Below are 19064 nucleotides of genomic sequence, written 5' to 3'. Positions count from 1 at the left end.
AGTGGAGGGAAGCCATCGCCGGGTCGGGGACCCGCTGGCGGAAAAAGGGGGACCACAGTGCTGTTGCGGAAGCAGGACCAGGTCGAGGCAGGTGGGGACGCCGTCCTCGGTGGCGGTGACGTCCACCGACTGCGGCCGCCGGTGAGCCGGCGCACGGTCGGGCGGGCGGCGGCAGAGGAGCCGGAGCTGGACCCGGGCCCACTCGACTCCAGGCAGGGCGCGCTCCGCCGCCGCCAGTACTCGATCTCGACCCTGAGCCTGCTCACCCGTCGGTACGTGAAGGTGCGGGGCGACCTGCTCGTCTCCATCGGCGACGGAACGGAGCTCACCAGCGTCGAGCGTCGCTACGCGCAGCGGTGCAGCGAGTACCTGCACCAGGCCAAGAGCCACCTGCAGAGCCGGCGCGCCAACTTCTTCGTCTGCTCGAACCTGCTGTTCCTCGCGGACGTGACCCTCGTCTGGCTGTACCCCTACGGCAACCTCGGGCTGCGCTGCGACGCGGTGACGGCGCGGCTGCGGAGCGCCGGACCGGAGGCGCAGTGGCTCACCGACGCCCTCGAGGCCGCTCGGAAGAAGGACGACGACCGCTTCCTGCGGAGCGCGCTGGAGGACGCGCTGAACCACCTCCAGGAGTTCGAGCAGGACGACGCCATCGCCGACGACCTGCAGGTCACCCGCCTCCGGATGCTGCTGCTGTACATGACGGGGGCACTCGTGATGCTGTTCCTCGTCGCCCCCTACGCGGTGATCGACCTGCGGGCCTCGCAGCTCCGGGGCTGGCCGGTCGCCACCTTCGAGAACCCGCTGGTGACCCAGTGGGTGTCGGCCGCCGCGGTCTGCGCGGTCGGCGCGGTCGGGGGCATCCTGAGCGGCCTGCTCGCGACCCGGGACGCGACCACCACGCTGCTGGACTACCGGGCGAGCATCCTGAGGCTCGCCCTCAAGCCCCTGGTCGGCGCCGTCGCGGCCCTGACGCTGTACTTCTTCCTCACCTGGCAGGTCCTGACCGGGGTGGAGGTCACCAGTGGCGGGACCTTCCTCCTGGTCGGGTTCCTGGCGGGGTTCTCCGAGCGCTACTTCCTGCGCATCCTGAAGGCCGAGGAGACCGCACCGGAGACCAGGGACGGACGCCGGGCCTCGGCCGGCGCGGCGGGTTCACCCGCCACGTCGGCCCCGCCCAGCAGCAACGTCCTGAACGAGCGGCCGTTCGACGACACCCCGCACTCGTGCCCGGCGATCCCGACCGCGCGCCAGCACCCGTCCTCGACGGCCGGGACGGGATGAGCTGAGCCGGGGAACGGCTCACTCGTCGGTGAACTCGGGGGTCAGCCCGTCGTCCTGGGGGCCGCCCCGGTCGCCGGCGAGGGGCAGCGGCGCATCGTCGGCGACGGCGGAGGCCACCTCCGGGGAGTCCTCGACCGCGGGCTCGGCGGGCCCGCCCTCCGGGTGCTCGAGTGCCTCGAGCATCTCCCTCTCCTCGGAGTCGAGCGATGCGGGGTTCCGCTCGCCCGACATCCCCTCGTCGTTGCCGGTGGCCATCGCGGTGTCGGGCAGGACGCTGTCGGGGCTCTCGCTCATGCCCTTCTCCTACCGAGCCGGGGGCCCGGTGAACCCTGCTCAGGCGGCGGCCTGGCTCTCCAGCGTGCGCAGCAGCTCCCGGACGGCGCTGCGCCCGGCCCGGTTGGCGCCGATCGTGCTCGCCGAGGGCCCGTAGCCCACCAGGTGCAGCTGCGGCTCGGCGACCACCCGGGTGCCGTCCACGGCGATGCCGCCACCGGGTGCGCGGAGGTGCAGCGGGGCCAGGTGGTCCAGCGCGGCACGGAATCCGGTCGCCCAGAGGACGGCGTCCGCCCGCACCTCAAGCGCCGGGTCGTCCCAGACGACGCCGTCGGCGGTCAGCCGGTCGGAGACCGGCAACCGGGCCAGCACCCCGCGCGCGCGGGCCGCCCGCACCTCGTCCGTCTCCATCAGCCCGGTCACGCTGACCACGCTGCCCGGGGGCAGGCCCGCCCGCACCCGCCGCTCGACGAGGGCGACCGCGGCCCGGCCGGCGTCCTCGTCGAACTGCTCGGTCCGCCACACCGGCGGCCGTCGGGTCACCCAGGTGGTGTCCGCGACCTCGCTGATCTCGATGAGCTGCTGCACCGCCGAGGTGCCGCCGCCGACGACGACCACCGACTGCCCGCGGAACTCCTCGGCGCCCCGGTAGTCGGCGGCGTGCAGCTGCCGTCCCCGGAACAGCTCGCGGCCCGGGTACGCCGGCCAGAAGGGGCGGGTCCAGGTGCCGGTCGCGCTGACCAGCCCCCGCGCCGTCCACTCCCCCTCGCTGGTGTCCAGCACGAAGCCGTCGTCGTCCCGGTGCACCGCGCGCACCCGGACCGGACGGCGGACCGGCAGGTCGAAGTGCCGCTCGTACTCGGCGAAGTACTCGGACACGACCTCGCTGGCCGGCGTCGCCGGGTCCGCCGCGGGGAGGTCCATGCCGGGCAGCGGGGCGATCCGGTGCGCCCGGTCCAGGCGCAGCGACGGCCAGCGGTGCTGCCAGGCGCCACCGGGTCCGGCGTCGGCGTCCAGCACGACGAAGTCGGCGCCGGCCCGTCGCAGCTCGTAGGCCGCCGACAGCCCGGCCTGCCCCGCTCCGATCACCACGACGTCCGTCTGCACGTCCGGTCCAACGAGACGGACGTCGCGGGCCTTCCCCCGTCAGCGGGCGGCGATCAGCCGGGGCTCCAGGACGCCCTCCCCGATCAGCCGGCCGACCCGCCGGGACTGTTCCTGCGCCTCCGCCCACCGCGGGTCGGTGCCGTGCCGCCGCTCCACCTCGGCGTCGACCGCGTCCGCCCGCTCCTGCCACTCCGGCGGGCTGTCGGACAGGTCCACGGTGGCCGTCGCGGTGACGGTGAACCCGGCGCCGGTGAGCAGCGCGTCGAGCTCGTCGGGGGTCGGGAAGCTGTTGCCCTCGGGCAGCGGTGGGCGGAGCGGTCCGACGGCGGCGAAGACCAGCAATCCGAGCGGGCCGCCGGGCACCAGCACCCGGCGCAGTTCCGCGAGCAGTTCCGCCTTCTCCTCGGTCGTGCACACGACGCCGAGGCACCAGGCCGCGTCGAAGGACCCGTCGCGGAACGGCAGCGCCTGCGACAACGCGACCACCGACGGCAGCCCGAACAGGACCCGGCTGGCGTGCACGGCCTCGGCCATCGGCTCGGCGCAGACCGGCCGCACCCCGCGCGCGGCGGCCAGCCAGCCGGCCGGGCCGCCGACCCCGGCGCCGGAGTCGAGCATCCGCTGGCCGGGCCGGACGGCGAGGGCGTCGGCCAGCCAGCGCAGCGCCCCCTCGCTGCCGCTGCCCCGGCAGCCGGCGGGGACCGCGTGCTCCGGACCCAGGGCGCGGACGGCCTCCTCGGTCCACCCCGCGACCGTGCCGAACTCCGACTCCATCGCCTCGCTGGACAGCTCGCTCATGCCGCCTCCTCCCTGATCCGCCGGGCGACCTCCGCCTTGACCGCGGCCGCCGTCTCCTCGCCGCGGGCCGAGGCCGGCCCGGACAGGTTCACCCCCACCACCCCGGGGACGGCGAGCAGCGCCCGCGCCTCCGCCACTGCGGCCGCGATGCCGGCCGCGGCCGGGTCGGGCGAGGCCAGCACGCGCTCGACGACGCCGGCGTCCAGGTGCAGCCCGGGGAACCGCTGCAGCACCCGCGCCGACAGCTCGTCGGTGTAGACGGCGACCGCGGCGACGAACGGCAGCGTCGCCCCGGCCGTCCGCGCCGCCGTGGTGAAGGCGGTGAGCCGGGCCGGGTCGCGGACGTGGTTGAGCACGCAGAGCCGCGCCCCGGCACGCTGCTTCTCCGCGATCCGCGCCGGTCGCAGCCCGACCGGTGGCGAGTCGGGCGACTCGGGCACCGCGACCGACAGTCCGGCCGCCGCCGCGAGCGCGGCCAGCCGGGTGCCGTCGAGGTCGAACACCTGGGTGGTGTCGGGCCGGACGCCGGGACCACGCGCGTCCCCGGTCACGCAGAGGACCCCGTCGACCCCGACCGCGGCCAGCCCGGCGACCTCCTGCTCGAGCACGACGCGGCTGCGGTCCCGGCAGGCCAGCGTCGTCCACGGCCGGCCGCCGGCGGCGAGCACCTCGGCGGCGAGCAGCGTGGGCGGCAGGTCCGGGCGCCCGGCGTGCTCCCCCACGAGCAGTCCGTCGCTCACCGGCGCGAGCACGCCGACGACCGCGCGCACCGACGCCCGGTCGAAGGGGCGCACCGACAGGTCGGTGAGGACGACGGGGCGCCGCCGGGCCCGCTCGATCAGCCCGCCCGCCGCCGGGGCGGGGACGGGCGGCGCGGGCCCGGTCCACCGCGGCAGCGGCGGCTCCAGGAACACGCACGGGTGCGCGGCGACCTCGCAGCTGCCGTCGTCCCGCACCCCGCCGCAGGGACCGAACACCATCCGCTTCGGGCACCCGGCGCGCACGAGGAGCTCGGTCGGCGGGGCGCTCATGCCCTCGTCGCTGACCCGGACGTCCCTGGACGAAACGCGGGGCCGCTGTGTGACATCCCCCGGTGGATGTGTCCCGCAAGGATTCGGCGGGCACAGAGCCGACGTCGGAGCAGACGACCGAGGAGCAGCGGACACGGTGGATCAGCCACACCAGGCGCACGAGGGTTACCGGCACGTGGGTTACGTGCTGCGCCCGGACGACGACCTCACCGGGGTCGTCGGACCGGTGCTGCGCCGGGCCGTCGCCGCCGGGGAGCCCGTCGTCATCGCCTGCGCCGAGCCGCTGGCCGGCACGCTGCTGGCCGCCCTCGGCAACCCCGGGGACGTGCGTGTCGCCTCGCCCGACGCCCTGCAGGAACGGCCGCCGGACGCGCTGGCGGCCATCGGCCGGATGGTGGACGGGGAGCTGCCCGCCGACGGCCGGCGCCTGCACCTCGTCGTCGGGCCCGGCCAGCTCGACGACTGGTCGACGTGGACGGAGGTCGAGGCGCTGCTGAACCACGTGCTCGCCGACCGCCCGGTCGACCACCTCTGCCTGCTCGGGTCCGCGGACGCCGGCGACCGTGACCCGGACTCCGTGGTCCGGGCGACCCACCCGTGGCTCCTCACCGAGGAGGGGACCGTGCCCAACCCCGACTACCGCCCGCCCGCGGAGCTGCTGCGCGAGGCCCGGCGGCGCGTCGCGCCCGACCCGCTGGAGGCCACCGAGCCCGACCTGGCGCTCATCGACCTGGACGACATGCGGACGCTGCGGCGGGCACTGAACCGGGTGCTGGCGGACACCGCGCTGTCCCCCGACGCCGCGCAGGACCTCGTGCTGGCGATCGACGAGGTCACCGCCAACGCCGCCGAGCACGGCGTCCCGCCGGTCGACGTCAAGCTGTGGTGCTCACCGCAGCGGGTGCTGTGCGCCGTCACCGACCGAGGCACCGCCTTCGACGACCCGCTGGTCGGCTACGGCCCCGCGCACGGCGACATGGCCGTGGGCGGCATGGGCCTGTGGCTGGCCCGGCGGTCGGTGGACCAGCTCACCGCCGGCCCCGCGGACGAGTCGGGCGCCGGGTGCACGGTCCGCCTGGTCGTCAACTCCTGACGGGCACCAGCCCGGCCGCCTCGATCATCCGGGCCTGCTCCCGGCACCACGGCGACCACGCGTCCCGCTGCTCGGTCTCCTGCCGCGACCGGAACTCCGCCCAGTCCAGCAGCGCCCACTCGCCCACCTCGGTGGGGTCCGGCTGCGGCGTGCCGGTGAAGCGGCCGAGGTAGACCGGGCAGATCTCGTTCTCCACGACCCCGCGGAACTCCGCGCGGTACCGGTAGGAGGGCAGGGCCGCGCGCAGGTCGGCGACGCCGAGGCCCAGCTCGTACCGGGCGCGGCGGGCGATCGCGTCGGCGTCGTCCTCGCCCGGGCCGGGGTGCCCGCAGACCGTGTTGGTCCACATCCCGGGGAAGGTGGCCTTGTCCGCCGCCCGACGGGTCACCAGCAGCCGCCCGTCGGCGTCGAACAGGTAGGCGGAGAAGGCCCGGTGCAGCGGCGTCTCACCGTGGTGCACCAGGGCCTTCGGTATCGCGCCGATCGCCGTCCCGGACTCGTCGACCAGGACGATCATCTCCACCGTCGGGGGTGCCACCACCCGGCCATCGTCCCCCAGCGCGGCGGGCGCCGCGTGCCCGCGTCCCCTTCTCCAGCAGTAAGGGCACGGAGGACGGGGCAGGAAGGGGGCATGGACACCTTCCGGCGCGGTTCCCTGGTCTTCGACGTCCACGATTCCGGCCCGGTCGACGGTGAGCCCGTCGTCCTGCTGCACGGCTTCCCGCAGGACGCCTCCTCCTTCGACCGGCTGACCCCGGCGCTGCACTCCGCCGGACTGCGCACGCTCGCCCCCGACCAGCGCGGCTACTCCCCCGGCGCGCGGCCGACCGGCCGGTCGGCGTACCGGATCCGGGAGGTGGTCGACGACGTGCTCGCCCTGCTGGACGCCGCGGGACTCGAGAGCGCCCACGTGGTCGGTCACGACTGGGGCGGGCTCGTGGCCTGGGCGCTCGCGGCCTGGCACCCGTGGCGAGTGCGGACGCTGACCGTCCTGTCGGTGCCGCACCCGGCGGCGATGACCCAGGCGCTGGTGCACAGCGACCAGGCCCTGCGCTCGAGCTACATGGCGTTCTTCCAGGTGCCCGCCGTCCCCGAGGCCGTGCTGCTCGCCAACGGCGGCGCGCTGCTGCGCCGGTCGCTGCGCCAGGGCGGGCTCCCCGACGACGTGGTCGACCGGTACGTCGAGCGGATGCGGGAGCCGGGCGCGCTGACCGCGGCGCTGAACTGGTACCGGGCGCTGCCGTTCGGCTCCGGCACGCCGATCGGGACGGTGCGGGTGCCCACGCTGCACGTGTGGGGTGCTCGCGACACGTTCCTCGGCCGGGCCGCCATCGAGGCCACCCGCGGGCACGTCGAGGGCGCGTACGCGCTGGAGGTGCTCGAGGACGCCGACCACTGGCTGCCCGAGCTCGCCGCCGACCGGATCGGCGAACTCGTCACCGCGCACGTGCGCGGATCCTCCGCCTGACCCTGAGGCGTCAGCCCTCGACGGCGGCCGGGAAGTGGGGCAGCAGGGTCGTCCAGCCCATCCGGTTGCGGTCCCGCCGGTCCGCGCGGAGGAACCCGGTGGAGGCCAGCCGGGACGGCGGCTCCCACACGGTCACCCGCTTCTTGAGCCGATCGGCGAACCGGGAGAAGGACGGCTGCAGATCGGGGTGGACCGGCCGATCAGCGGGACAGCGGACCGGTGAACTCCTCCCGCATCACGAACCTCGTCGCGCCCGCCTCGTCCGGAGTCAGCGTGTCGGTCCGCACACCCCGGAACAGCCCCAGCGGCATGCCCCCGGTGAAGACCAGCCGGTGCGGTGGGTCCATCGCCGACACGACCACGGGGAAGGCGAGCGGTGCGGCATCGGTGTGGATCCTGATTCGCTCGCCCGGCGCGAGCCGACCCTCGACGGCGTCGACGCCGGAGTCCCAGGTGCTCCAGGTCGCCCGTCGGCGAGCACCTCCCACCTCGGGCTCCGTCTGGATGACCGCCCTCGCCTCGTGGCTCCGCATGGCGCGCTCCCCTTCGGTCACCGTCGAGTTGCCGTAACACCGCAGTCACCGAGCTCGGTGATCACGCGCACAGCCGACCGCCGCACGGTGCGCTCGCGGGCCCGCCGGGTAGACAGCGGACCGTGGACGCCGCCCCTGCCCCCCTGACCCGCGCCCAGCGCCTGGACCGGCTGCCGGTGACCCGCGAGCACGGCCGGCTGGTCGTGGGCAGCGGCGTGGGCTGGGCGCTGGATGCCATGGACGTCGGGCTGATCTCCTTCGTCATGGCCGCCCTGGTCACCCAGTGGTCGCTGTCGACGACCGAGCTGTCCTGGATCAGCTCGATCGGGTTCGTCGGGATGGCGCTCGGTGCCACGCTCGGCGGCCTGCTGGCCGACCGGATCGGCCGCCGCCAGGTCTTCGCCCTCACCCTGCTGGTGTTCGGCGTGGCCACCGGCGCGGCCGCCCTGTCGTGGTCGATCGGGGCGCTGCTGGTGTTCCGGTTCCTCATCGGGCTGGGCCTGGGCGCAGAGCTGCCGGTCGCGTCGACCCTGGTCAGCGAGTACGCCCCCGCGCGGGTGCGCGGGCGGCTGGTCGTCGCCCTGGAGGCCTTCTGGGCGGTCGGCTGGGTGCTCGCCGCGCTCATCGGCTACCTGGTCGTGCCGCGCAGCGACGACGGCTGGCGGTGGGCCCTGGCGCTGGGCGCGGCGCCCGCCCTGTACGCCGTCGTCGTGCGGCGCGGCCTGCCCGAGTCGGTGCGCTTCCTGGAGCTGCGCGGCCGCACGGACGAGGCCGAGGCGGCGGTGCGTCGCTTCGAGCGGGCCGCGGGTGTGCCGCCGGTGCCGAGCCCGGCGCCCGCACCCGAGACCCGCCGAGCCCGGCCTGCCGAGCTGTGGGCCCGCGGCACCCGCCGGCGGACGGCGGCGCTGTGGACGGTCTGGTTCGGGATCAACTTCGCGTACTACGGTGCGTTCACCTGGCTGCCCACCCTGCTGGTGGCCGACGGGTTCTCGCTGGTGCGGTCCTTCGGGTACACGCTGATCATCACCCTGGCACAGCTGCCGGGGTACGCCGTGGCGGCGTACCTGGTGGAGCGCTGGGGCCGCCGCCCCACGCTCGGGGTCTTCCTCCTGGGCTCGGCGGTGGGCGCCGGGCTGTTCGCGGCCGCCGACTCGGAGTCGGCCGTGCTGGTCACCGGGATGGTGCTGTCCTTCTTCAACCTCGGCGCGTGGGGCGCCCTCTACGCGCTCACCCCCGAGGTCTACCCCACCGCGCTGCGCGCGACCGGTGCCGGCTCCGCGGCGGGATTCGGCCGGATCGCGTCGATCGCGGCGCAGCTGTGCGTGCCGCCTTTGCTGGGCGCCGGGGGCACGGGGTTGGTCTTCGCCACCTTCACGGCCTTCTTCCTGGTCGCCGCGCTCGCGACCACGGGGCTACCCGAGGGCCGCGGGCACGGCCTGGACGACGTCCGCCCGCCGGCGGGCACGGCGGTCAGCACCGGCTGAGCCGCCCCCCGGTCAGCCGGTCGCCACGGCCGCGCGCAGGCTGCGCCGGAAGGCCTGGACGGCGGGGTGGCCGGCACCACCGCGCCGGACGCCGGTGTAGAGCCGCCGGGCGGGCCGACCGGGCAGCTCGACGAGCTGCAGGTCGGCCTCGCGGTCGGTCCAGAGCAGGTCCGGCAGCAGGGCGATGGCATGACCGGTCTCGACCAGGTGCACGTGCAGCAGGTAGTCCGGGCTGTCGAACCGGACGTCGGGCTCGAAGCCGGCGTCGCGGCACAACGCGCGCGCCCACCGGCCCGGCGGGGACCCGGCGGGGTCGAGGACCCAGGGCGCGCCGGCCAGGTCCGCCAACGAGGCGCCGGGATCGCTCCAGGCGCCCGTCCGGGGCAGCGCCAGACGCATCTCGTCGCGCAGCAGGTCCTCCTCGTCGACCCCGGGCGCCGGCACGCCCGCCCCGCCCGGGTACTCCTCACCGAGCACGACGTCGAAGTCGTGGGTCAGCAGGCCCGCGAAGGCGTTCTCGGGCTCCCTCTGGGTCATCTCGACCCGCAGCCGGGGGTGCAGGTCCGCGAGCCGGGTGAGGGCGGCCGGGATGAGGGTCAGCAGGACGCTCTGGAAGGAGGCGACCCGCAACGTGCCGCTCACCTCGGTGAGGGACGCGGCCAACTCGGCCTCGGCCAGCTCGAGACGTTCGAGGACGGCGTCGGTGTGCCGGACGAGGATGCGGGCCTGCTCGGTCAGCCGGACACCGCGCCCGACCCGTTCGAGCAGTCGCACCCCGGTCTCGCTCTCCAGCTGGGACAGCTGCTGCGAGATGGCCGAGGGGCTGTAGGACAGGGCGCGGGCGACCTCGGCCAGCGTGCCGCGGCGCTGCAGCTCCCGGAGCAGGCGGAGGCGGTGGACGTCGAGCACGGGGCCTCCCATCGTTCAGCTCAGCTGATGATCTCACTCCAGAATGATTCGCTGGACGGCGGAGTGGCGAACGCCGAGGCTGGGACCGTGCCGCAGCCCGCCTCGACCGCCCCGCGCCCGTGACCCCTCGCCACGCTGGCAGCGGACCGGCTGTGCTCATGGTGCTGGGGTCCTGCGTCTCGCTGCAGGTGGGCGCCGCGGGTGCCGCGCAGCTGTTCCCCTCGATGGGCAGCGCCGGTGTCACGTTGCTGCGGCTGCTGGTCGCCGCCCTGGTGCTGCTGGCCGCCACCCGGCCGCACGTCCACCGGTGGACACGGCGGCAGTGGGTGGCGGTCGTCGCGTTCGGCCTGTGCCTGGCCGGGATGAACGGCTCCTTCTACGCCGCCATCGCGCGCATCCCGCTGGGCACCGCGGTCACCATCGAGTTCCTGGGCCCGCTGGTCCTCGCCGCCGTCCTCTCCCGGCGGGTGCGCGACCTGGGGTGGGTGCTGCTGGCCGCGACGGGCGTCGTCCTGCTCGGGCTGGCCGCCGACGGCGGCGGAGGCCCCGGGCTGGACCGGGTCGGGGTCGCCTTCGCACTGCTGGCCGGGGTGTTCTGGGCCGGCTACATCCTGACCAGTGCCCGGGTGGGTGCGGCCGTTCCCGGGCAGGGTGGGCTCGCCGTCGCGCTGGGGGTCGGCGCCCTCGCCCTGGTCCCCGTCGGTGCGGCGGGGGCCGCGACGGCGGTCGACCGGCCGGAGCTGCTCCTGCTGGGGGCCGTCACCGGGCTGCTCGCCTCGGTGGTGCCGTACACGCTGGAGCTGTCCGCGCTGCGGCGGCTGCCCCCACGCGTGTTCGGCGTCCTGCTCAGCCTCGAGCCGGCCGTCGCCGCGCTGGCCGGGTGGGCGCTGCTGGCCCAGTCGCTCGGGGCACCGGAGGCCGTGGCGGTGGGGATCGTCGTGCTCGCCAGCGTCGGCTCCACGCTCTCCGCACGGCGGCCGGCCGGGGATCCGCCTGTCCCGTCGGCCGCGGCGGGGCAGCCGGCGGCCGTCGGAGCGCACAGCCCCTGACGCCGGATCCGGGCGGACGGTTCTCGGCTTCCGCGTACGGCCCCCCGGAGAGAACTGTCGACCGTCAGTTCGGCTTCCGTCGGGAGCAGCCGTGGTGCTGACGTCGGCCGTCGACACCGGGGGCCCGGCTCGGCAGGCTGACCCCTCGGCACAGCGGCGAGGGGAGCACTCGATGGCCGGGCGTTACGAGTACAAGGTCGAGGAGATCCGCGAAGGCATGATCGGCGGCAAGATGTCCGGCGAGAAGCTTGAGAAGGTGCTCAACCAGCGCGGTCGGGAGGGCTGGCAGCTCAAGGCGATCACCTCGGTCGAGGTGAAGGGCCGCATGGGACCGGGTGGCGTGGAGGGCGTGCCGGTCACCTTCGAGCGACCGGTGACCTGACGACGCGGGCCCGGGCTGACGCCAAGGGCCGGTGCCCGGCGCGCGGGTGCGCTCCGGCAGGCCGCCACGCCCACCGCAGCACTCCGCCAATCCCCGTCCACACGCCTCGGCTTCAGGTGTTCAGTGGTCGGCAACGCCGGAACGTAAAGCCCCGTGCCGACAGCCAGCATCGACACGGGGCTACGGGGAATCGACTTCAGCGCCCTGAGGGTCGCCTGCTCCTAGGCTGGCGTCAAAGGGTGAGCAAGCACCCAAAGGCGGCCCGCCCCACCATCAGTTGCCGGCGGCCCGGAACTGTTCGACAACGTCGCTCTTGATGCGGCCGCGCGGAGAAACTTCGATGCCCTGGCTCTTCGCCCAAGCTCGCACGGCCGCGGGGTCGATCGAGCTGGTGGTCTTGTGACGAAGAGCAGCCCGGGCCTCGCTCGTCGAGCCGGACTTGCGACCCGCCGAGACGTACTTCGACAGGGCGTCGCGGAACTCGGCGGCGTTGTTGTCCGAGAGGTCGATCTCGTAGCTCTTGCCGTCGAGACCGAAGCTGACGGTGGTGTCGGCGGGGGTTTCGCCGTCCAGGTCGTCGACGAGGACGACGGAAGTCTTAGTGGCCATAACGGTGATCATCCGCGTATTTACTATCGAGTCAAGGCCAACGATCAGCGTGCGGCCTATATCACTCGACGCAGTGAGGGAAGTACTTTGGGGTAGCACATGACTATGCGCATGGCCCCTATAGCTCACGTCGTATTGAGAGGGCCACTCAGAGGTCTCCTGGTTCCCGCAGAAGAGCCGCCTGGATGAGCGCGGACGGCACCACGCCGATCTCGGACCCGGGCCCGACGGCCGCAAATAGCGGATCGTAGCCGTTCCTTAGGCCGCCCCGTGAACGAGCCCGCCCAGGTGTTTGGAGCGGCCCACTAGGGAAGGTGAACGCTCGTCGAACGAGCACCTTCCCGCCATCAGGTAACCGTCTTGACGCTCTCCAAGCCCGACGCCCAGATGGACCCGGATCGGTGGGCCCCGCGTCAGCCCCACTGCCCATCAAGCGGCATCGAAGCGGCTGCTTGCGCAGAGACTGGCCGACGCAGACAACCGCCCGCCGGCTGCCGTCAGACTGAAAGGACGTTGGAGGAGGGGGCCATGACGACTCAACTCATTCGTGCCGCTGCGGGCGACACTTACGATCACCCGGGCGTGCGCCTCCGTATGTGCCTCACCGGCCAGGAGACGGCGGGCAGCCTCGCGCTCATCGAGCACGTGGGGCGCAGGGGAGCGGGCACGCCCCTGCATCGGCACACCCGTGAGGCTGAGACCTTCTTCGTCGTCGAGGGCGACCTGGACGGTTGGTCGGACAGCAACCACGCGGTCGTGTCGGCCGGCGATACCTTGTACCTGCCCCCGGGCAGTGAGCACGCGTATCGGATTCGCAGCGGCACCGCGCGGTTTCTCGTGCTCATCACGCCGGCCGGTTTCGAGCAGTTTGTCGTCACCACTGGCACGCTCAGCGAACCCGGCGCCGACCTGCCGCCCGCACCCGGGGCACCGTCTCCGGAGGCGCTGGAGCGGATCGCGCAGGTACTCAGCGACTACGGGGTGTCCATCACCGGTCCACCGCCGACTGCTTGACGTAGTTCTACGCACAGCACGGTCGTCAGGGCGCATCGAGAAGCGCTCGCCCGGAGTCGCCCAGTGTGGTGACGCACGGCTCTGCTCCGCATCCGGGATCCACATCAGCCACTCTTGACACAGCGGGTGCCCTGCCGTTGCTCGTCAGGCGATCCTTCGGTCCCAGCGTTGGGAATCTGCAGGTCCGGAGGACTCTCGTCGTCGGGTGTCCCCTTATTCCGCCTTCAGGGACGGGTCCCGCGTATCACCAGCGAGCCAGCACCACCCTCGTTCACCCGCGTGAGCACCGCCTGAGCCTTCCCGATCGTCGGCGGCCGGCCCTACGTTGCCCGTATGACGACGACCGTGACCAGGGCGGACGTGCTCGGCTTCCGGGTACGGGCCCACCAGCTGGACCGCGCGGAGGGCACGCTCGCCGACACCGCCGTCCTGGACCTCGGCGTGCAGGACACCGGGCCGGACGGCGCCCGCTGGGCGCTGGCCGTCCGCGGCCTCGAGGTGCCGGCCGACTCCCCCGACCTCGCGTTGGCGTGAACCCTCCGGGGCGCCCCGCACCTGTACCGGCGGGCCGACCTGCCCGGGGTCGCCGCCGCCACGGCACCGTTCTCCGAGGCCGACGCCGGCAAGCGCATTTACGACGCCGCCAAGCCGTTGAAGGCCGCGGACATCCCGATCATCACCGCGCTGGACACGGTCGCCGGCGCCATGCGGACCGTCGTCCGCACGCCGACGGTCAAGGGCGAGCTGTCCGGACGGCTGGCGGAGCTGCTGCCCGAGCCGTACCAGCGCTACTGCCGCCCGTGCGACGCCGTCCACCCGTCCGAGCAGGCGTTCCGGATCGCCTCGCTGCGCGCCGGCCTGCAGCTGCAGCCGGGCACATCTCCCCCGGTGCTCGAGCCGATCCCCGACTTCAGCCCGGCCCAGCGCGTCCCCGAGCAGCTGGACGTCATCCGCGGCTACCTGCGGCTGTTCGGCCCGGCCACCCCCAAGCTGGCCGCCGCGTACCTGGACGCGCCGGTGCGGGACATCACCGACCGCTGGCCCTCGGACGTGGTGGAGGTGACGGTCGACGGCGAGAAGCGCTGGGTCCTGGCCGAGGACGCCGACCGGCTCACCGCCGGCGCGGCCCGCACCACCCGGCTGCTCGGTCCGTTCGACCCGTACCTGCAGCTGCGCGACCGGTCGCTGCTCGTCAGGGACCCGGCGTCGGCCAAGACGCTGTGGCCCGTGCTCGGGCGCCCCGGCGCCGTCCTCGTCGACGGCGAGGTGGCCGGCACCTGGCGGCCCCGGAAGAGCGGGAAGAAGCTGACCGTCGAGGTCGGGCCGTGGCGGTCGGTGGACCGGCAGGCGGTGGAGGAGCAGGCCGCGCGGCTGGCCGCGCACCGCGGCGTGGTGCTCGCGGCGGTGCGGGTCAACTGAGCCGGGCGGCGTCCTCAGGCGTCGAACGCCGTCGGGTGGCGCGCCTCGCACAGCCCCAGTCGGCTCCCGCCGGGCAGCCGGATGGTGGTGAGCCGGCCCCATCCCTGGTCGCTGATCGGGCCGTCGAAGGCCACGCCCCGCTCCGTGAGGTCGGCGACGGTGGCCTCGACGTCGTCGCAGACCAGGTAGAGCTCCACCGCGCCGGAGGTGTCGGCCGGGTGCACGGCGACCTCGGCGGGCGGCAGCCGGAAGATCAGCCAGCCGTTCCCCGCGTCGACCGAGGAGAACCCCAGGACCTCCGCGAGGAAGGTCCGGTCGACCTCGGCGTCGCTGCTGTACAGGACGGTGTGCGCGCCCAGGATCACGCCGCTCACCGTATGCGGTTCCTGAGCGCCGTCGTGGGTAGCCGCCGGGCATGGCTCAGCTCTCCAGCGGACACCTGTCGGGCCTCAAGGTCGCGGTCACCGGCGCCAGCGGCAACGTGGGGACGGCGCTGCTGCGCGCCCTCGCCAAGGGCGGAGCGGCCGAGGTCCGCGGCCTCGCCCGGCGGCAGCCACCCGAGACCGAGCCCTACGACGGGGCGCGCTGGTACCTCACCGACCTGAGCGAACCGGACAGCGAGCAGGTGCTGGCCGAGTTCCTGGACGGCGTCGACGCGGTGGTTCACCTGGCCTGGGCCCTGCTGCCCGACCGGCAGCCCGACCTGCTGCACCGGGTGAACGTCCAGGGCACCGAGCGGGTGCTGGCCGCGGCCGGCGCGGCAGGGGTGCAGCACGTGGTGCACATGTCCTCGCTCGGCGCGTACGCCGCCGGCCCGCAGGAGCGGCCGATCCAGGAGGACTGGCCGATCACCGGCATCCCGTCGTCCACCTACAGCCGGCAAAAGTCCACTTGCGAGCTCGCGGTACAGGAGTTCGCCGCGACCTACCCGGACACGATCGTCTCGGTCACCCGGCCCACGCTCGTGCTGCAGCCCGAGGCGGCCAGCGAGATCGGCCGCTACTTCCTCGGCCCGTACCTGTTCCCGCTCGCCCGGCTGCTGCCGGGTGAGGTCGCGCGGCTGCTGCCGCTCCCGCTGCCCGGGTCGCTGCGGATCTCCTTCGTCCACGCCGAGGACGTCGCCGACGCCATCGCCCGGATCCTCGACCGCCGGGCCGCCGGCCCGTTCAACCTGTCGGCCTCCCCGGTGCTGGACGCCGACGGACTGGCCCGCGCGCTGGGCGCCCGGCGGATCCCGGTGCCGGCGGTCGTCCTCCGCACCGGGATGCAGGCGGCGTTCCTCGCCCACGTGCTGCAGATCGAGGCCGGCTGGTTGGACATGGGGCTGGGCATCCCGCCGCTGGACGCCAGCCGGGCGCGGACCGCGCTGGACTGGCGGCCCGCGCACAAGGGCGACGACCTGCTGCGCGAGTTCGTCGCGGCGCTGGGCCGCGGCCAGGGCGGCCAGGGCCCGCTGCTGTTCCCCGGCACCGGCCCGGAGCACACCCCGGCATGAACGACGGCCGGGCCCCAGCGGGGCCCGGCCGTGGCCTGTCCTTCAGCGGGCGAGGGCGTCCAGCTCGGCCATGTCGTCGTCGGAGAGGGTGAGCTGCGCGGCGGCCAGGTTCTCGGTCAGGTGCTCGACCGACGTGGTGCCGGGGATCGGCAGCACGACCGGGGACTTCTGCAGCAGCCAGGCCAGCGCCACCTGGGACGGCGTAGCGTCGAGCTCCGCGGCGACGGCCGCCACCGGGCTGTCGGGCCTGGCCAGGTCACCGGTGGCGATCGGGAACCACGGGATGAACGCGATGCCCTCGGCGGTGGCGTAGTCGAGCACGTCCTGGCTCTGCCGGTTGGTCAGGTTGTACAGGTTCTGCACGCTGACGATCTCGGTGACCTCGCGGGCCGCCTTCAGCTCGTCGACCGACACCTCGGAGACGCCGATGTGCCGCACCTTGCCCTCGGCCTGCAGCTCGGCGAACGCGCCCAGCTGGTCGGCCAGCGGCACCTCCGGGTCGATGCGGTGCAGCTGGATCAGGTCGATCCGCTCCTGCTTCAGGTACCGCAGCGAGAGTTCGACCTGCTGCTTGAGGTAGGCCGGGCGGCCGACCGGCGTCCAGATGCCGGGGCCCTGCCGGGTGAGGCCGGCCTTGGTGCCGATGACCAGCTGCTCCGGGTACGGGTGCAGCGCCTCGCCGATGATCTGCTCGCTGACGGCCGGGCCGTAGGAGTCGGCGGTGTCGATGAAGTCCACACCCTGCTCGACGGCGGCCCGCACGACCCGGACGGCGGCGGCGCGGTCGGCCGGCTCGCCCCACACGCCCGGCCCGGGCAACTGCATGGCGCCGTAGCCGAGGCGGTGGATGGTCAGGTCACCGCCGAGGTCGAAGGTCAGCGGAGTGGTCGCGGTGCTGGTGGTCATCCGGGTCTCCTGCGCGTCTGGTGGTGGGCGCCCGACGGCGCCCCGTCCCGTCGTGCACAAGCCGTTGCGTCGAGCACCGCTTCCCGGCCCGGTCAGCTGTGACGGGAACCACAGGTCGTACCCCGGGCGTCGTCCGGGCGCCCGGCCGGAGGAAGGTGGACCGGTGCAACGAGGACGACGGGGAGGCGCAGCGGCCGTGCCGGTCCTGCTGCTGGCCGGAGTGGTGCTGATCGCGCTCAACCTGCGCGGACCGCTGGTCGCGATCTCCCCGGTGGTCGACGACCTGCGGCGCGACCTGGCCGTCAGCGGCGGCACGATCGGCCTGCTCACCAGCATCCCGGTGCTCTGCTTCGGCCTCGCCGCACCGCTGGCGTCGCTGCTCATCGCCCGCACCGGCGTCCACCGGGCCGTCGTCGTGTCCCTCGCCGGCGTGCTGGCCGGCACCCTGCTGCGCTCCCTCGGCAGTCCCAGCGCCGCGATCGCCGGCACGGTGGTGATCGGGCTGGGGATCACCGTGGGCAACGTCGTCGTCCCGGTGGTCATCGGGCGGGACTTCCCCGGGGCCACCAACGTCGTCACCGCCGCGTACACCGCCGCGCTGAACCTCGGCTCCACGCTGACCTCCGCGCTCACCGCGCCGCTGGCCGACCTGCTGGGCTGGCGGGCCGCGCTCGCCGCCTGGGGACTGCTGGTGGTGGCCGCGGCCGCGATGTGGACGGCCGGGCTGCGCCGGCACGTCGCCCGTACCGCTGCCGCCGCGGCGGCCGGCGACGCGCCGCCTCCTCCCCTGCCGCCGGCCACCGGGCCGTCGGTCTGGCGCCAGCCGGTGGCCTGGGGCCTGACGCTCGCCTTCGCCGGGCAGGCGTTCACCTACTACGGCGCGACGGCCTGGCTGCCGACGCTGCTGGCCGACGAGCAGGGGCTGTCCCGCTCCGCCGCGGGCGTCAGCTCCTCGCTGTTCCAGCTGCTCGCGGTGGCCGGCGCGTTCGCCGTCCCGGCGCTGGTCGCCTGGTGGAGGTCGCCGTCGCTGGTGCTGCTGACGGTCACCGCGTTCTGGGCCACCCTTCCGATCGGGCTGATCGTCGCACCGTCGCTGTGGCCGCTGTGGTGCTGTCTGGCGGGGCTGGCCCAGGGCGGCGGCATCACGATCGTGTTCATCGCGATCGTGCGCCGCTCCCCGAACCTGACGGAGAACCGGCGGCTCTCGGCGATGGTGCAGGGGGGCGGGTACGTGGTGGCCGCGCTGGGCCCGCTGGTCGTCGGGGCGGTGCACGAGGCGACCGACGGTTGGACCGCCCCGCTGCTGGTCATCCTGGGCGCGGTAGCCGTGATGGCCGTCGCCGGGGCGCCCTCCGCTGGCGGCCGCACCCCGCCCGGGGTGCGGGAGGCAGATCCGGCTCCCGTGGAGGAGGTCCAGCGTGGGTGAGTTCGTGGTGATCCGGCACGGGGCGACCGAGTGGAGCAAGAGCGGGCAGCACACGGGGGTGACCGACCTCCCGCTGCTCCCCGAGGGCGAGGAGGACGGCCGCCGGCTGGCGCCGGTGCTCGCGCAGCGGCAGATCGCGCACGCGTTCGTCAGCCCGCGGCAGCGCGCCCGGCGCACCGCGGAGCTGTCCGGCCTGCTCGACGGGGAGGTCGACACCGTGATCGAGCCCAACCTGGTCGAGGTCGACTACGGCGCCTACGAGGGGCGGACGACGAAGGAGATCAGCGCGGAGATGGGCCGGCGCTGGTCGCTGTGGACGGACGGCACCGTGCCCGGCGACACCCCCGGCGAGTCGCTGGACGAGGTCGGCGCACGGGTCGACCGGGTGCTGGAGAAGGCCCGCCCGCTGCTCGACGACGGCGACGTGGCGTTCGTGGCGCACGGGCACCTGCTGCGGATCCTCACCGCCCGCTGGCTCGGGTTGGACCCCGCCGCGGGCCGGTTGTTCCCGCTGGCGACCGGCCGCTACGGCACCCTCGGGCACGAGCACGAGCGCCCCGCGCTGACCGGCTGGAACATCGGCTGCCCCTAGTCTAGGTACCCGCCCGCCCAGTCGTGATCGGGTGACCTGGGCGCGCGCTGTCCTCCCCCACCAGCGTCGGCGCGGGGTGCCGCACGGCGACCACGTTCCCCTGATCACCGCTGCGACTAGGTGTATTGACCCGCAGCGTTGTTGACGCGGTCGATGGGTGAGCGTCCGCCGATGCCCAGGTGGGGCCGGTTC

At 74.3% G+C, this 19064-nt stretch carries 22 protein-coding genes and 1 pseudogene; 12 read left to right on the top strand and 11 right to left on the bottom strand.

Features of this window, described 5'->3' with window-relative positions; translation table 11 throughout:
- Positions 1-63 precede the first annotated feature (63 nt).
- On the top strand, positions 64-1284 hold the full coding sequence (locus tag HK417_RS17265) for a hypothetical protein (RefSeq protein WP_222268694.1): 1221 nt from the start codon (positions 64-66) through the stop codon (positions 1282-1284).
- Between the two features lie 18 nt (positions 1285-1302).
- Here HK417_RS17265 and HK417_RS17260 read toward each other — a convergent pair whose 3' ends face one another.
- The 4 genes from HK417_RS17260 to HK417_RS17245 are packed head-to-tail and all read right to left on the bottom strand — an operon-like array spanning position 1303 to position 4493.
- On the bottom strand, positions 1303-1578 hold the full coding sequence (locus tag HK417_RS17260) for a hypothetical protein (protein ID WP_222268692.1): 276 nt from the start codon (positions 1576-1578) through the stop codon (positions 1303-1305).
- A 39-nt stretch (positions 1579-1617) separates the two neighbouring features.
- Positions 1618-2664, bottom strand: coding sequence for an FAD-dependent oxidoreductase (locus tag HK417_RS17255; RefSeq protein ID WP_222268690.1), 1047 nt, complete (start codon positions 2662-2664; stop codon positions 1618-1620).
- 39 nt (positions 2665-2703) lie between these two features.
- Entirely contained in the window at positions 2704-3462 is a 759-nt protein-coding gene (locus HK417_RS17250; protein ID WP_261327116.1) for a class I SAM-dependent methyltransferase, read from the bottom strand.
- The gene (locus tag HK417_RS17245) at positions 3459-4493 is read right to left on the bottom strand and encodes a methylenetetrahydrofolate reductase C-terminal domain-containing protein (protein WP_222268688.1); all 1035 of its coding nucleotides are present in this window, start codon (positions 4491-4493) and stop codon (positions 3459-3461) included. The genes HK417_RS17250 and HK417_RS17245 overlap by 4 nt, the downstream gene beginning before the upstream one ends.
- Before the next feature lie 136 nt (positions 4494-4629).
- Here HK417_RS17245 and HK417_RS26185 point away from each other — a divergent pair, with 136 nt between their 5' ends.
- Entirely contained in the window at positions 4630-5586 is a 957-nt protein-coding gene (locus HK417_RS26185) for an ATP-binding protein (protein ID WP_222268686.1), read from the top strand.
- Here the strand turns inward: HK417_RS26185 and idi are convergent.
- Complete coding sequence (gene idi / locus HK417_RS17235) at positions 5576-6127, bottom strand: isopentenyl-diphosphate Delta-isomerase (RefSeq protein ID WP_308123666.1); 552 nt, start codon at positions 6125-6127, stop codon at positions 5576-5578. The two genes, HK417_RS26185 and idi, sit on opposite strands and share 11 nt — an antisense overlap.
- Positions 6128-6217: 90 nt before the next feature.
- On the opposite strand from idi, the gene HK417_RS17230 reads away from it, so the two are divergent.
- Positions 6218-7054 (top strand): alpha/beta fold hydrolase, encoded by an 837-nt coding sequence (locus HK417_RS17230; protein ID WP_222268684.1) that lies wholly within the window; start codon positions 6218-6220, stop codon positions 7052-7054.
- Between the two features lie 10 nt (positions 7055-7064).
- On the opposite strand, the gene HK417_RS25615 is transcribed toward HK417_RS17230, so the two are convergent.
- Both HK417_RS25615 and HK417_RS17225 read right to left on the bottom strand, forming a co-directional pair.
- Positions 7065-7190: a hypothetical protein gene (locus HK417_RS25615; RefSeq protein WP_261327115.1), complete on the bottom strand. Its 126-nt coding sequence runs from the start codon at positions 7188-7190 to the stop codon at positions 7065-7067.
- A 64-nt stretch (positions 7191-7254) separates the two neighbouring features.
- Positions 7255-7587, bottom strand: a complete 333-nt coding sequence (locus tag HK417_RS17225) for an SRPBCC family protein (RefSeq protein WP_222268682.1) — start codon at positions 7585-7587, stop codon at positions 7255-7257.
- 122 nt (positions 7588-7709) lie between these two features.
- On the opposite strand from HK417_RS17225, the gene HK417_RS17220 reads away from it, so the two are divergent.
- Positions 7710-9071, top strand: coding sequence for an MFS transporter (locus tag HK417_RS17220; RefSeq protein WP_222268680.1), 1362 nt, complete (start codon positions 7710-7712; stop codon positions 9069-9071).
- A 12-nt stretch (positions 9072-9083) separates the two neighbouring features.
- Here HK417_RS17220 and HK417_RS17215 read toward each other — a convergent pair whose 3' ends face one another.
- Positions 9084-9980, bottom strand: a complete 897-nt coding sequence (locus HK417_RS17215) for a LysR family transcriptional regulator (RefSeq protein ID WP_222268678.1) — start codon at positions 9978-9980, stop codon at positions 9084-9086.
- Positions 9981-10138: 158 nt separating this feature from the next.
- Here HK417_RS17215 and HK417_RS17210 point away from each other — a divergent pair, with 158 nt between their 5' ends.
- Together HK417_RS17210 and HK417_RS17205 are read left to right on the top strand one after the other, a co-directional pair.
- Positions 10139-11029 (top strand): EamA family transporter, encoded by an 891-nt coding sequence (locus HK417_RS17210; RefSeq protein ID WP_222268828.1) that lies wholly within the window; start codon positions 10139-10141, stop codon positions 11027-11029.
- Between the two features lie 91 nt (positions 11030-11120).
- Complete coding sequence (locus HK417_RS17205; RefSeq protein ID WP_308123665.1) at positions 11121-11411, top strand: DUF4177 domain-containing protein; 291 nt, start codon at positions 11121-11123, stop codon at positions 11409-11411.
- Positions 11412-11684: 273 nt separating this feature from the next.
- On the opposite strand, the gene HK417_RS17200 is transcribed toward HK417_RS17205, so the two are convergent.
- Positions 11685-12020, bottom strand: coding sequence for a histone-like nucleoid-structuring protein Lsr2 (locus tag HK417_RS17200; protein WP_222268676.1), 336 nt, complete (start codon positions 12018-12020; stop codon positions 11685-11687).
- Positions 12021-12548: 528 nt separating this feature from the next.
- Between HK417_RS17200 and HK417_RS17195 the strand changes: the two genes are divergently transcribed.
- The 3 genes and pseudogenes from HK417_RS17195 to HK417_RS17190 all read left to right on the top strand — a co-directional run.
- On the top strand, positions 12549-13034 hold the full coding sequence (locus HK417_RS17195) for a cupin domain-containing protein (RefSeq protein ID WP_222268674.1): 486 nt from the start codon (positions 12549-12551) through the stop codon (positions 13032-13034).
- A gap of 333 nt (positions 13035-13367) precedes the next feature.
- A complete protein-coding gene (locus HK417_RS25610) occupies positions 13368-13568 on the top strand; it encodes a hypothetical protein (RefSeq protein WP_261327113.1) in 201 nt (66 codons plus the stop codon).
- Between the two features lie 15 nt (positions 13569-13583).
- Positions 13584-14453 (top strand): annotated as a pseudogene (locus tag HK417_RS17190) (DNA glycosylase AlkZ-like family protein); the annotation flags it as partial.
- A 14-nt stretch (positions 14454-14467) separates the two neighbouring features.
- Here the strand turns inward: HK417_RS17190 and HK417_RS17185 are convergent.
- Complete coding sequence (locus HK417_RS17185) at positions 14468-14827, bottom strand: VOC family protein (protein ID WP_261327112.1); 360 nt, start codon at positions 14825-14827, stop codon at positions 14468-14470.
- Between the two features lie 41 nt (positions 14828-14868).
- On the opposite strand from HK417_RS17185, the gene HK417_RS17180 reads away from it, so the two are divergent.
- Positions 14869-15948 carry an NAD-dependent epimerase/dehydratase family protein gene (locus HK417_RS17180; protein ID WP_222268672.1) on the top strand — a complete coding sequence of 360 codons (1080 nt, stop codon included), beginning with the start codon at positions 14869-14871 and terminating at the stop codon, positions 15946-15948.
- A gap of 42 nt (positions 15949-15990) precedes the next feature.
- Here the strand turns inward: HK417_RS17180 and HK417_RS17175 are convergent, their stop codons facing one another.
- On the bottom strand, positions 15991-16854 hold the full coding sequence (locus tag HK417_RS17175; RefSeq protein WP_222268670.1) for an aldo/keto reductase: 864 nt from the start codon (positions 16852-16854) through the stop codon (positions 15991-15993).
- 196 nt (positions 16855-17050) lie between these two features.
- Here HK417_RS17175 and HK417_RS17170 point away from each other — a divergent pair, with 196 nt between their 5' ends.
- Together HK417_RS17170 and HK417_RS17165 are read left to right on the top strand one after the other, a co-directional pair.
- On the top strand, positions 17051-18280 hold the full coding sequence (locus HK417_RS17170) for an MFS transporter (RefSeq protein WP_222268668.1): 1230 nt from the start codon (positions 17051-17053) through the stop codon (positions 18278-18280).
- Positions 18273-18872 (top strand): histidine phosphatase family protein, encoded by a 600-nt coding sequence (locus tag HK417_RS17165; RefSeq protein ID WP_222268666.1) that lies wholly within the window; start codon positions 18273-18275, stop codon positions 18870-18872. The genes HK417_RS17170 and HK417_RS17165 overlap by 8 nt, the downstream gene beginning before the upstream one ends.
- Positions 18873-19064: the final 192 nt, after the last annotated feature.

The sequence above is a fragment of the Modestobacter marinus genome (genome assembly GCF_019799945.1).
In the GTDB taxonomy this organism is placed as follows: domain Bacteria; phylum Actinomycetota; class Actinomycetes; order Mycobacteriales; family Geodermatophilaceae; genus Modestobacter; species Modestobacter marinus_B.
Note: the sequence above shows the minus strand (reverse complement) of the source record. Positions and strands in the feature narration are given on the sequence as shown.

What these genes read in the sequence shown, in the direction of transcription:
- HK417_RS17260 (WP_222268692.1), bottom strand. Translation starts at nt 1,578, where the DNA reads ATGAGCGAGAGCCCCGACAGCGTCCTGCCCGACACCGCGATGGCCACC.
- HK417_RS17250 (WP_261327116.1), bottom strand. Translation starts at nt 3,462, where the DNA reads ATGAGCGAGCTGTCCAGCGAGGCGATGGAGTCGGAGTTCGGCACGGTC.
- HK417_RS17245 (WP_222268688.1), bottom strand. Translation starts at nt 4,493, where the DNA reads ATGAGCGCCCCGCCGACCGAGCTCCTCGTGCGCGCCGGGTGCCCGAAG.
- HK417_RS17230 (WP_222268684.1), top strand. Translation starts at nt 6,218, where the DNA reads ATGGACACCTTCCGGCGCGGTTCCCTGGTCTTCGACGTCCACGATTCC.
- HK417_RS17225 (WP_222268682.1), bottom strand. Translation starts at nt 7,587, where the DNA reads ATGCGGAGCCACGAGGCGAGGGCGGTCATCCAGACGGAGCCCGAGGTG.
- HK417_RS17210 (WP_222268828.1), top strand. Translation starts at nt 10,139, where the DNA reads ATGGTGCTGGGGTCCTGCGTCTCGCTGCAGGTGGGCGCCGCGGGTGCC.
- HK417_RS17200 (WP_222268676.1), bottom strand. Translation starts at nt 12,020, where the DNA reads ATGGCCACTAAGACTTCCGTCGTCCTCGTCGACGACCTGGACGGCGAA.
- HK417_RS17195 (WP_222268674.1), top strand. Translation starts at nt 12,549, where the DNA reads ATGACGACTCAACTCATTCGTGCCGCTGCGGGCGACACTTACGATCAC.
- HK417_RS25610 (WP_261327113.1), top strand. Translation starts at nt 13,368, where the DNA reads ATGACGACGACCGTGACCAGGGCGGACGTGCTCGGCTTCCGGGTACGG.
- HK417_RS17180 (WP_222268672.1), top strand. Translation starts at nt 14,869, where the DNA reads ATGGCTCAGCTCTCCAGCGGACACCTGTCGGGCCTCAAGGTCGCGGTC.
- HK417_RS17175 (WP_222268670.1), bottom strand. Translation starts at nt 16,854, where the DNA reads ATGACCACCAGCACCGCGACCACTCCGCTGACCTTCGACCTCGGCGGT.